Here is a 10983-nt window from a genome sequence, read left to right as displayed (position 1 = left end):
GTTGTCGTCGCCTGCTTGTGAAGAGAGATCAGCATGCCCGCCCCCCGACCAGAACCTCGCTCAGGATCGAGCGTGCCACGAACAGTGCCCGTCGGCGAGAGTCGATGTGATCATCCGGGATGGGACATGTACGACCAATGCCTGCTGTTCGATGCGCGTTCTCTCGTGCGCGGTCATGACCATCTCGAGCTGCATATCACCCATGGATCCGCTGAGATCTGCGTGCTTCTGCTGCAATTCCGCAGTCTCACGAGCGGCGGCTTTCTTCCGCTTGTATTCTGATGTGCTCAACCGCTCTCGGCGCGGCCCGAAACGCAGGAGCCCGGCCTTCGAAAAGACCGCCTCGTGGATATCAGCCTGGTATCTGCGCATCGCGTCCCAATAGGCACGGTCGCCCGCCTTGTTGATCTTACTCTTCGAATTCTCGCTTGCCTGAAGCTCCTCGGTTCGCGCCTTCTTTAATGCCCGCCCAGGGTGAAGATGGTCAACACGCCCGCGTTTCGGATCGAGACCGAGAATGTGCATGTGAAAATGCTTCTCGTCCCAGTGAATGACAGCCATCCCGAGCTGTCCGCCGCACCTCTCCAACCGCTTGCGCTCGAACTCGAAGGCCTCGCCGAGAACGTCGAGGCATTTCTTCTTGAGGTCCGGATCCTCGAGCGCATCGGCCGTGAGTACAGGAAGCGAGATGACGCTGGTGTAAAGACTGGCTGCGTCGCTTCGGAGCTTGCGGCGGCGTCTGGTTGTCTTCCCGTTCTTGGTATACGTGAATGACTCCTTGACCGCCGCGGCTTTCGCATGAGCTTCTCGGAACTCCGAGAATGTCGAACACGAACCGGGCATGATCTCTGACCTGATCCCCTGAAATGTCCGCGATCTGAGGTAGTCTGTTCCTCGACAGAGGAGACGGACGATGAAGCGATCGAGGTTCAGCGACGAACAGATCATCGGCATCCTGAAGGAGCACCAGGCGGGCCTGAGCGCGAGGGACCTCTGCCGGAAGCACGGCGTGAGCGAGCCGACGTTCTACAAGTGGCGGTCGAGGTATGGCGGCATGGAGGTGTCCGACGCGAAGCGGCTGAAGGCGCTGGAGGAGGAGAACGCGCGCCTCAAGAAGCTGCTCGCCGAGTCGATGATGGACGTGTCGGCCCTGCGCGAGATGCTCGGAAAAAACTTCTGAAGCCCGGCTCGAGGAGATCCGCCGTGAGCTGGGCCATCGCCGAGAAGGGATACTCGCAGAGGCGCGCCTGCGCGCTCGTGGGCATCGATCCGCGGGTCTACCGCTATCGCTCCCGGCGCGACGGCGACGCGCCTTTGCGCACGCGGCTGCGCGAGTTGTCGGCCGAGCGCCGGCGGTTCGGCTACCGGCGCCTGCATATCCTGCTGCGACGAGAGGGGTGGGAGGTGAACTGGAAGAAGCTGTATCGCATCTACCGCGAGGAGAAGCTCACGGTGCGCAAGCGGGGCGGACGGAAACGCGCGCTCGGCACGCGCGCGCCCATGGCGATCCCGCAGGGGCCGAACCAGCGCTGGAGCCTCGACTTCGTGTCGGACGCATTGTCCTGCGGGCGGCGGTTCCGGGTGCTGTGCGTGATCGACGACTTCAGCCGGTAATGCCTCGCGACGGTCGTGGACACGTCGCTGTCTGGGCAGCGCGTAGCGCGAGAACTGGACCGGATCGCCGAGACCCGTGGATACCCCTGCCTGGTGGTCAGCGACAACGGCACCGAACTGACCTCGAACGCCATCCTGAAATGGCAGGAGGAACGGAAGGTCGAATGGCACTACATCGCCCCGGGCAAGCCCATGCAGAACGGGTTCGTCGAGAGCTTCATCGGCCGGCTCCGCGACGAATGCCTCAACGAGCATCTCTTCGCCGGCTTGCGCCATGCCCGCCATTTGATCGCGGCATGGCGCGACGACTACAACCATCACCGCCCGCACACGAGCCTCGACGGCCTCACCCCGCGGGAATATCGCAACCGGTCAGAGAAGGACCAAACCCGGAACAGACTCTCCCTTTGAGCGAGGACAATCAGGGGAGCAGGTCAACGTAGCCGCACGACCGCTCTGCAGCCCTGTGGAAGGTGGCAGGGCGGTTCGCTCCCTTGAGCCGCAAGTAGAGCGCGACGGCCTCGCTGAGGCTGATCCCCTGCTCCTCTGTCTCAGGCTGGGCCAAGGGCGACCCAGGCATGGCGATGGGACGAGACCCGCCCATCCTGAGGAGGTGCTTACCCGGCAGGTCCATGCTGTGCATCCGCAGGAAGTGCCAATGCTCGTCGAGTTGCTGCGATGCTTTCAGTGCCCGCGCTCTGGCCACCGAGGCGGACCTCGTCCTCAGCGAGAAGGAAATCTTGCCGCTCGTGTAGTGGTCTCGCAGGTCGCTCGGGACCCGTCGCGTGAAGTAGAAGACCCCCTGCTTCTCGAATGTGAAGGGGACGGTTTGGTACTCCGGCATGTACTACGCCTCCGGTCAGCCTGTGAAAAGCTGAGGAGAGCCAGAGGGTTAACTTGGGGGATTGGTGCCCAGGAGAGGACTCGAACCTCCACGCCCGTACGGGCACTAGCACCTGAAGCTAGCGCGTCTACCAGTTCCGCCACCTGGGCCGGTGTCGTGAGGCCGGTCTTTAGGCCTCGTCCGAACGGGTGTCAACGCCCTTTCCCGGGCCTTCGGGAGTGGCGGCCGCGAAGCCCCGTGGCCTGCCTGATACGGCGCAAACCGTGCCGACGGTCGGGCGGTGCGACTGCGCGGCCCGGGCGGCCGGCGGGCGCGACGGAGCGGCTGGTTGTCCTGCGTCGCGCGGCCCTATACTGCCGGGGCGAGCAACGCCGCGCGCATGGGGAGCACGCAATGACCAGGCTGCTGACGATCTTCGGAGGCTCGGGCTTCATCGGCCGCTACATCGCGCGGCGGGCCGCCAAAGCGGGCTGGCGGGTGCGCGTGGCGGTGCGCCGGCCGGAAGAGGCGATCTTCGTGCGCACCTACGGCGTGGTCGGGCAGGTCGAACCCGTGGGCTGCAACCTGCGCGACGACGCCTCGGTGCGCCTCGCGCTGCGCCACGCCGACGCGGCGGTCAACTGCGTGGGCATCCTCGCGCCGCAGGGCAAGAACACGTTCAGGGCGGTGCAGATCGAGGGGGCCGAGCGCGCGGCGCGGCTCGCCGCCGAAGAGGGGGTCGAGCGCTTCGTGCAGGTCTCGGCCATCGGGGCCGACGAGCGGTCTGCGAGCGAATACGCCCGCACGAAGGCCAGGGGCGAGTCGGCCGTGCTGGAGCACCGCCCGCGCGCCGTCATCCTGCGGCCCTCGATCGTGTTCGGCAACGAGGACGAGTTCTTCAACCGTTTCGGCGCCATGGCCCGGTCGAGCCCGGTCCTGCCGATCGTCGGCGCGCGCACGAAGTTCCAGCCGGTCTATGTCGATGACGTGGCGGCAGCGGCGATGCGGGCGATCGAGGCCGAGTGCGCGCCGGGCGTGTACGAGCTGGGCGGGCCGGATGTCGACACCTTCCGCGAGCTGATGGAGCTGATGCTGCAGGTCATCGAGCGCAAGCGGCTGATCGTCAACGTGCCGTTCTGGGCGGCGCGCGGCATGGGCGCCGGCTTCGATCTGCTCAACCGGCTGAGCCTGGGGCTGATCTCGGGGCCGCTCACGCTCGACCAGGTGCGCAACCTCGCGGTCGACAACGTGGTGTCGGGCCGCACCAAGACCTTCGACGACCTCGGCATCCGGCCGATCTCGATGGAGGGGGTGTTGCCCGAGTATCTCTGGCGTTTCCGGCCCTCCGGACAATACGCGCGCTCCAAGGCCTCGGCCAAGCAACTGCGCGGCAAGCGCGGCGGGTTCGGCTGATCAGGTATAGGCGATCCAGAGCAGGACGAGGCCGAGCCCGACGCGGTAGACCACGTAGGGCGTGAAGCTGATCCGCTTGGCCAGCCGCATCATCACCGCGAGCGCGAGCAGCGCCGAGACGAAGGCGAGGGCGGCGGCGAGAACGCCATCGCGCGCCGCGGCCCAGTCGGCCTCGGCCGCGACGTCGACGGCCACCACGAGGCCCGACGCGGCGATCGTGGGGATCGACATGAGCATCGCCAGCCGTGCCGCCTCGTGCCGCTCGTAGCCCAGGGCGCGGCCCGCGGTGATCGTGATGCCGGAGCGCGAGGTGCCCGGGATCAGCGCCAGCACCTGCCAGAGCCCCATGATCGCGGCGTCCTTGAGCGTCCACTGCGCGGCGCGGCGGTGCTGCGGGCTCTTCGTGTCGGCCCACCACAGGACGATCCCGAAGATCAGCATCGTCCAGCCGATCACGGCGATCGAGCGCAGCGCCTCGGTCAGGTCGAGAAGCGCGAGCGCGGCGCCGGCGATCACCACCGGCACCGTCGCCGTGACGAGGCAGAGCGCGAGAAAGGCCGACTGCGTGTCGACCTTGCCGCGGAGCAGCCGCCCGGTGCCGTGCAGCACCTTTCGCACGTCGCGCCAGAAGTAGAGCACGACGGCGCCGAGCGTGCCGACATGCACCGCCACGTCGATCACCAGGCCCTGGTCCTGCAGCCCGGTGAGGCGTGGCAGCAGGATCAGGTGCCCCGACGACGAGACCGGCAGAAACTCGGTGATGCCCTGGACAAGAGCGACGAGGACGAGATGAAGGAGCGACACGGGGCGATCTCCGGCTTGTCGAGGGCGGTATATGGCGGGGCCGCGATGCCTGAAAGTCAGCATTTATGGAAGTTATGCTGACCATTTTTTCTCGTTCAGACGGTGGCCTCGACCGTGGCGGCTCTCAGAAAGAGGTTTCGGGTCAACTATTCTGACTTTATTTCCCCGCGCAGCCAGAGTATGTCGCGCGGGTCAGGAGGAGGTGCTCATGTCGAAGCAGCGGATGCTCCAGTTCGTCAGCGTGGAAAAGGAGATGCCGGAGAAGCGGCCTCCCGACCTGCGCGCGCACGATTTCCACGAGATCTACGCCGAGTATGCGCGCGAGAAGGCCGCCGAGCAGGCGGGCCGCTGCAGCCAGTGCGGCGTGCCCTACTGTCAGACGCATTGCCCTCTGCACAACAACATCCCCGACTGGCTGCGGCTCACCGCCGAGGGCCGGCTGGAAGAGGCCTACGAGCTTTCCCAGGCGACCAACACCTTTCCCGAGATCTGCGGCCGTATCTGCCCGCAGGACCGGCTGTGCGAGGGCAACTGCGTGATCGAGCAGTCGGGCCACGGCACGGTCACCATCGGGGCGGTCGAGAAATACATCACCGACACCGCGTGGGACGAGGGCTGGGTCAAGCCTATCCGCCCGGCGCAGGAGCGGGCCGAGTCGGTCGGCATCATCGGCGCGGGGCCCGGCGGCCTCGCCGCGGCCGACATGCTGCGCCGGCAGGGCGTGCAGGTCACCGTGTACGACCGCTACGACCGCGCGGGCGGCCTGATGGTCTACGGCATCCCCGGCTTCAAGCTGGAGAAGGAGGTGGTGACCCGCCGCAACGACCAGCTCGCCGACGGTGGCGTGACCTTCGTGCTCAACTGCGACGTCGGAACAGACGTCACCTTCGCCGAGATCCGCGAGAAGCACGACGCGGTGCTGATCGCCACCGGCGTCTACAAGTCGCGCGCGCTTCAGATGCCCAACGTCGACTCGGCCGGCATCGTGCGCGCCATCGACTACCTCACCGCGTCGAACCGCGTCGGCTTCGGCGACAGCGTGCCCGAGTTCGACTCGGGCGAGCTGAATGCGGCGGGCAAGCGCGTCGTCGTCATCGGCGGCGGCGACACCGCGATGGACTGCGTGCGCACAGCTGTCCGTCAGGGGGCGACCAGCGTGAAATGCCTCTACCGCCGTGACCGGGCCAACATGCCGGGCTCGCAGCGCGAGGTGGCCAATGCCGAGGAAGAGGGCGTGCAGTTCGAGTGGCTGACCGCGCCCAAGGGCTTCACCGAGGAGGGGGGCGCCGTGTCGGGCGTGCTGGTGCAGCGGATGCGCCTCGGCGCCCCCGACGCAACCGGCCGTCAGGCGCCCGAGGTGATCGAGGGAGGGGACTATGTCGAGGAGGCCGACCTGGTCATCAAGGCGCTCGGCTTCGAGCCCGAGGAGATGGTGACCATGTTCGACCAGCCCGAGCTCGAGGTGACGCGCTGGGGCACGATCAAGGCCGATTTCCGCACCCACGCCACCAGCCTGCCCGGCGTCTACGCGGTGGGCGACATCGTGCGCGGCGCCTCGCTGGTCGTCTGGGCGATCCGCGACGGGCGCGAGGCGGCAGAGGCGATGCTGGCCAGCTTCGCCGAGCGGCAGACCATCGCCGCGGAATGACGGCCCACGCAGCGTGCGACCATGACGACGGGCGGCGGCCCGAAAACCCCGCCGCCGCCGTGGCCTGACCGCCCGCGCGGCGGCACCGACGAGACAGAGGCGACGACCGAGCCCTCCATGGAAGGAGACAGCCGATGACCATGTACGACGACAGCTGGGCCGCCGACGAGCAGGCCCGCCGCGCGTGGCTGGCCGAGAACGGAATGTACGGAGCCGAGGACGAGCATTCGTCTTGCGGCGTGGGGCTCGTCGTGGCGATCGACGGCAGCAGGAGCCGAAAGGTCGTGGAGGACGGCATCACGGCTCTCAAGGCCGTCTGGCACCGCGGCGCGGTCGATGCCGACGGCCGCACGGGCGACGGAGCGGGCATCCATGTGCAGATCCCGGATGCGTTCTTCCACGACCAGATCCGCCGCACCGGGCACGAGCCCGACACCGCGCACCAGATCGCGGTGGGCCAGATCTTTCTGCCGCGCACGGATTTCGCCGCGCAGGAGACGGCGCGCACCATCGTCGAAACCGAAGTGCTCCGCATGGGGCACTACATCTACGGCTGGCGGCACGTGCCGGTCGACATTCGCGTGCTGGGCGAGAAGGCCAATGCCACGCGGCCCGAGATCGAGCAGATCCTGATCGCCAATTCCAAGGGCGTCGACGAAGAGACGTTCGAGCGCGAGCTGTACGTCATCCGCCGCCGCATCGAGAAGGCGGCGAACGCTGCTCGCGTGCCCGACTTCTACATCTGCTCGCTGTCGTGCCGCTCGATCATCTACAAGGGCATGATGCTCGCGCAGGACGTGGCCGAGTTCTACCCCGACCTGAAGGACGAGCGGTTCGAGAGCGCCTTCGCGATCTACCACCAGCGCTACTCGACCAACACCTTCCCCCAGTGGTGGCTCGCGCAGCCCTTCCGCATGCTGGCCCACAACGGCGAGATCAACACGCTGAAGGGCAACACCAACTGGATGAAGAGCCACGAGATCCGCATGGCGTCGGCGGCGTTCGGCGAGATGGCCGACGACATCAAGCCGATCATCGCGCAGGGCTCGTCCGACTCCGCGGCGCTCGACTCGGTGTTCGAGGTGCTGGTGCGGGCGGGGCGCAACGCGCCGATGGCCAAGACGATGCTGGTGCCCGAAAGCTGGTCGAAGCAGCGCATCGAGCTGCCGCAGGCGTGGCGCGACATGTATTCCTACGTCAACTCGGTGATGGAGCCGTGGGACGGCCCAGCGGCGCTGGCCATGACCGACGGGCGGTGGGTGTGCGGCGGCCTCGACCGCAACGGCCTGCGCCCGATGCGCTACGTCGTCACCGGCGACGGTCTGCTGATCGCGGGCTCGGAGGTGGGCATGGTGCCGACCGACGAGAAGACCGTGGTCGAAAAGGGCGCGCTGGGGCCGGGGCAGATGATCGCCGTCGACATGGTCGAGGGCCGGCTCTTCCACGACGTCGAGATCAAGGACAAGCTGGCGGCCGCGCAGCCCTTCGGCGAGTGGGTCGGCAAGATCAGCGAGCTCGATGGCGTGCTGGCCGATGTGACCGAGCGGGCGCTGTTCACCGGGGGCGAGCTGCGCAAGCGCCAGATCGCGGCCGGCTACACGATGGAGGAACTCGAACAGATCCTCGCGCCGATGGCCGAAGACGGGAAGGAGGTGGTCGCCTCGATGGGCGACGACACGCCCTCCGCCGTGCTGTCGGAGAAGTATCGCCCGCTCAGCCACTTCTTCCGCCAGAACTTCAGCCAGGTGACGAATCCGCCGATCGACAGCTTGCGCGAATACCGCGTGATGAGCCTCAAGACGCGGTTCGGCAACCTCAAGAACGTGCTCGACGAGAGCTCGAGCCAGACCGAGATCATCGTGCTCGACAGCCCCTTCGTGGGCAACGCGCAGTTCGACAAGCTGGTCGAGAGCTTCAACGCACCGATGGCCGAGCTCGACTGCTCCTTCCCCGCTGGTGCCGGACCGACCGCGCTGCGAGACGCGCTGGAGCGCATCCGCTCCGAGGCAGAGGACGCGGTGCGCTCGGGCAAGGGCCACCTCGTGCTGACCGACCAGTACCAGGACGAGAGCCGCGTGCCGATGCCCATGATCCTCGCCACGTCGGCCGTGCATAGCTGGCTCACCAAGCAGGGTCTGCGCACCTTCTGCTCGCTCAACGTGCGCTCGGCCGAGTGCATAGACCCGCATTATTTCGCCGTGCTGATCGGCTGCGGGGCGACGACGGTCAATGCCTACCTCGCCGAGGATTCGCTGGCCGACCGGATCGAGCGCGGCCTGCTCGACGGGCCGCTGACCGAGGCGGTGGTGCGCTATCGCAAGGCGATCGACCAGGGCCTGCTCAAGATCATGTCGAAGATGGGCATCTCGGTGATCTCGTCCTACCGGGGCGGTCTCAACTTCGAGGCGGTCGGGCTCTCTCGCGCGATGTGCGCCGAGTATTTCCCCGGCATGATCAGCCGGATCTCTGGCATCGGGGTGAGCGGCATCCAGCGCAAGGCCGAGCAGGTCCACGCCCAAGGCTGGCGTGGGGGTGCCGACGTGCTGCCCATCGGCGGCTTCTACAAGGCGCGGCGCTCGGGCGAGACGCATGCGTGGCAGGCGCAGGGGATGCACATGTTGCAGGCCGCCTGCGACCGGGCATCCTACGAGCTGTGGAAGCAGTATTCGGCGAAGATGCGCGCGCAGCCGCCCATTCACCTGCGCGACCTGATGGACTTCAAGCCGCTGGGCACGCCCATCCCCATCGAGGAGGTCGAGAGCATCACCTCGATCCGCAAGCGGTTCGTGACGCCGGGCATGTCGCTGGGCGCGCTGAGCCCCGAGGCGCACAAGACGCTGAATGTGGCGATGAACCGGATCGGCGCGAAATCCGACTCGGGCGAGGGCGGCGAGGATCCGGCGCATTTCGTGCCCGAGCCCAATGGCGACAATCCGTCCGCCAAGATCAAGCAGGTGGCCTCGGGGCGCTTCGGGGTGACGGCCGAATACCTCAACCATTGCGAGGAACTCGAGATCAAGGTGGCCCAGGGCGCAAAGCCCGGCGAGGGCGGCCAGCTGCCGGGGATGAAGGTGACCGAGCTGATCGCCCGGCTGCGGCACTCGACGCCGGGCGTGACGCTCATCAGCCCGCCGCCACACCACGACATCTACTCGATCGAGGATCTGGCGCAGCTGATCTACGACCTCAAGCAGATCAACCCGCGCGCCAAGGTGACGGTCAAGCTGGTGGCGTCGTCGGGCGTCGGCACCATCGCCGCCGGCGTGGCCAAGGCCGAGGCCGACGTCATCCTGATCTCGGGCCACAATGGCGGCACCGGGGCGTCGCCCGCGACTTCGATCAAGTATGCCGGCCTGCCATGGGAGATGGGGCTGACCGAGGCGCATCAGGTGCTCGCCATGAACAAGCTGCGCGAGCGGGTGACGCTGCGCACCGATGGCGGGCTGCGCACGGGGCGCGACATCGTGATGGCGGCGATGATGGGGGCCGAGGAATACGGCATCGGCACAGCCGGCCTGATCTCGATGGGCTGCATCATGGTGCGCCAGTGCCAGAGCAACACCTGCCCCGTGGGCGTCTGCACGCAGGATCCGCACCTGCGCGAGAAGTTCACCGGCACCGCCGACAAGGTGGTCAACCTCATCACCTTCTACGCCACCGAGGTGCGCGAAATCCTCGCCAGCATCGGCGCGCGCAGCCTTGACGAGGTGATCGGGCGGGCCGACCTGCTGACGCAGGTGAGCCGCGGCTCGGCGCATCTCGACGACCTCGACCTCAACCCGATGCTGCTGACCGTCGATGGCGCGGAGGATATCCGCTACAACCGCGACAAGCCGCGCAACCCGGTGTCGGACACGCTCGACGCCGAGATCGTCAAGGATGCCGCGCGCTTCCTCGAGGACGGCGAGAAGATGCAGCTCTCCTATGCGGTGCAGAACACGCACCGCACCATCGGCACGCGCACGTCGAGCCACATCGTGAAGCGCTTCGGGATGCGCAACAAGCTCCAGCCCGACCACCTGCACGTCAAGCTGACGGGCAGCGCGGGCCAGTCGCTCGGCGCCTTCGCCGCGCCGGGGCTCAAGCTCGAGGTCTCGGGCGACGCCAACGACTACGTCGGCAAGGGCCTGTCGGGGGGCACCATCGTTGTTCGCCCGCCGATGGCCTCGCCCCTGGTGGCGGCCGAGAACGTGATCATCGGCAACACCGTGCTCTACGGGGCGACGGCAGGCTACCTTTTCGCGGCGGGCCGGGCCGGCGAGCGCTTCTGCGTGCGGAACTCGGGCGCGCATGTCGTGGTCGAGGGCTGCGGCTCGAACGGGTGCGAATACATGACCGGCGGCGTCGCGGTGCTGCTCGGCCGGATCGGCGCCAATTTCGGCGCGGGCATGACCGGAGGCATGGCTTATGTCCATGACCCTGACGGCATCGCGGTGCATCTGATGAACACCGAGACCATCGTCACCTGCCCGGTCACGGTCGACCACTGGGAGGCCGAGCTGAAGGGCCTGATGGAGCGGCACCTCGCCGAGACCCGCAGCGCCAAGGCTGCCGACATCCTCCAGCACTGGGACGTGGAGCTGAAGAACTTCGTGCAGGTCTGCCCCAAGGAAATGCTCGACAAGCTCTCGCACCCGCTGGGGATCGAGGACCGGGCCGTGCCGGCGGAGTGACGCTGTCT

The 10983-nt window shown here is 67.2% G+C and carries 6 protein-coding genes, 1 tRNA gene and 1 pseudogene; 4 read left to right on the top strand and 4 right to left on the bottom strand.

Annotation, left to right across the window (positions count from 1 at the left end; all coding sequences use genetic code 11):
• Nucleotides 1-60: 60 nt before the first annotated feature.
• Complete coding sequence (locus tag DLJ49_RS12330; RefSeq protein ID WP_115393849.1) at nt 61-843, bottom strand: plasmid recombination protein; 783 nt, start codon at nt 841-843, stop codon at nt 61-63.
• 70 nt (nt 844-913) lie between these two features.
• On the opposite strand from DLJ49_RS12330, the pseudogene DLJ49_RS12325 reads away from it, so the two are divergent.
• Nucleotides 914-2025 (top strand): annotated as a pseudogene (locus tag DLJ49_RS12325) (IS3 family transposase).
• Between the two features lie 10 nt (nt 2026-2035).
• Here DLJ49_RS12325 and DLJ49_RS12320 read toward each other — a convergent pair.
• Nucleotides 2036-2458, bottom strand: a complete 423-nt coding sequence (locus tag DLJ49_RS12320; RefSeq protein ID WP_115393848.1) for a DUF6538 domain-containing protein — start codon at nt 2456-2458, stop codon at nt 2036-2038.
• A 62-nt stretch (nt 2459-2520) separates the two neighbouring features.
• Nucleotides 2521-2607: transfer RNA gene (locus DLJ49_RS12315), tRNA-Leu, on the bottom strand.
• 244 nt (nt 2608-2851) lie between these two features.
• Between DLJ49_RS12315 and DLJ49_RS12310 the strand changes: the two genes are divergently transcribed.
• Nucleotides 2852-3850 (top strand): complex I NDUFA9 subunit family protein, encoded by a 999-nt coding sequence (locus tag DLJ49_RS12310; protein ID WP_115393847.1) that lies wholly within the window; start codon nt 2852-2854, stop codon nt 3848-3850.
• On the opposite strand, the gene DLJ49_RS12305 is transcribed toward DLJ49_RS12310, so the two are convergent.
• Nucleotides 3851-4654 (bottom strand): undecaprenyl-diphosphate phosphatase, encoded by an 804-nt coding sequence (locus DLJ49_RS12305; protein WP_115393846.1) that lies wholly within the window; start codon nt 4652-4654, stop codon nt 3851-3853. It lies immediately after the preceding gene.
• 208 nt (nt 4655-4862) lie between these two features.
• Between DLJ49_RS12305 and DLJ49_RS12300 the strand changes: the two genes are divergently transcribed.
• Nucleotides 4863-6302 carry an NAD(P)-dependent oxidoreductase gene (locus tag DLJ49_RS12300; RefSeq protein ID WP_115393845.1) on the top strand — a complete coding sequence of 480 codons (1440 nt, stop codon included), beginning with the start codon at nt 4863-4865 and terminating at the stop codon, nt 6300-6302.
• Nucleotides 6303-6436: 134 nt separating this feature from the next.
• Nucleotides 6437-10975: a glutamate synthase large subunit gene (gltB, locus tag DLJ49_RS12295; RefSeq protein WP_115393844.1), complete on the top strand. Its 4539-nt coding sequence runs from the start codon at nt 6437-6439 to the stop codon at nt 10973-10975.
• The last annotated feature ends 8 nt before the right edge of the window (nt 10976-10983 follow it).

This window comes from Rhodovulum sp. 12E13 (assembly GCF_003340565.1).
Taxonomy (GTDB): Bacteria; Pseudomonadota; Alphaproteobacteria; order Rhodobacterales; family Rhodobacteraceae; genus HLUCCA09.
Note: the sequence above shows the minus strand (reverse complement) of the source record. Positions and strands in the feature narration are given on the sequence as shown.

Excerpts from the sequence above, each read along its gene's own strand:
- DLJ49_RS12330 (WP_115393849.1), bottom strand. The coding sequence starts at position 843 with ATGCCCGGTTCGTGTTCGACATTCTCGGAGTTCCGAGAAGCTCATGCG.
- gltB (WP_115393844.1), top strand. The coding sequence starts at position 6,437 with ATGACCATGTACGACGACAGCTGGGCCGCCGACGAGCAGGCCCGCCGC.
- DLJ49_RS12320 (WP_115393848.1), bottom strand. The coding sequence starts at position 2,458 with ATGCCGGAGTACCAAACCGTCCCCTTCACATTCGAGAAGCAGGGGGTC.
- DLJ49_RS12310 (WP_115393847.1), top strand. The coding sequence starts at position 2,852 with ATGACCAGGCTGCTGACGATCTTCGGAGGCTCGGGCTTCATCGGCCGC.
- DLJ49_RS12300 (WP_115393845.1), top strand. The coding sequence starts at position 4,863 with ATGTCGAAGCAGCGGATGCTCCAGTTCGTCAGCGTGGAAAAGGAGATG.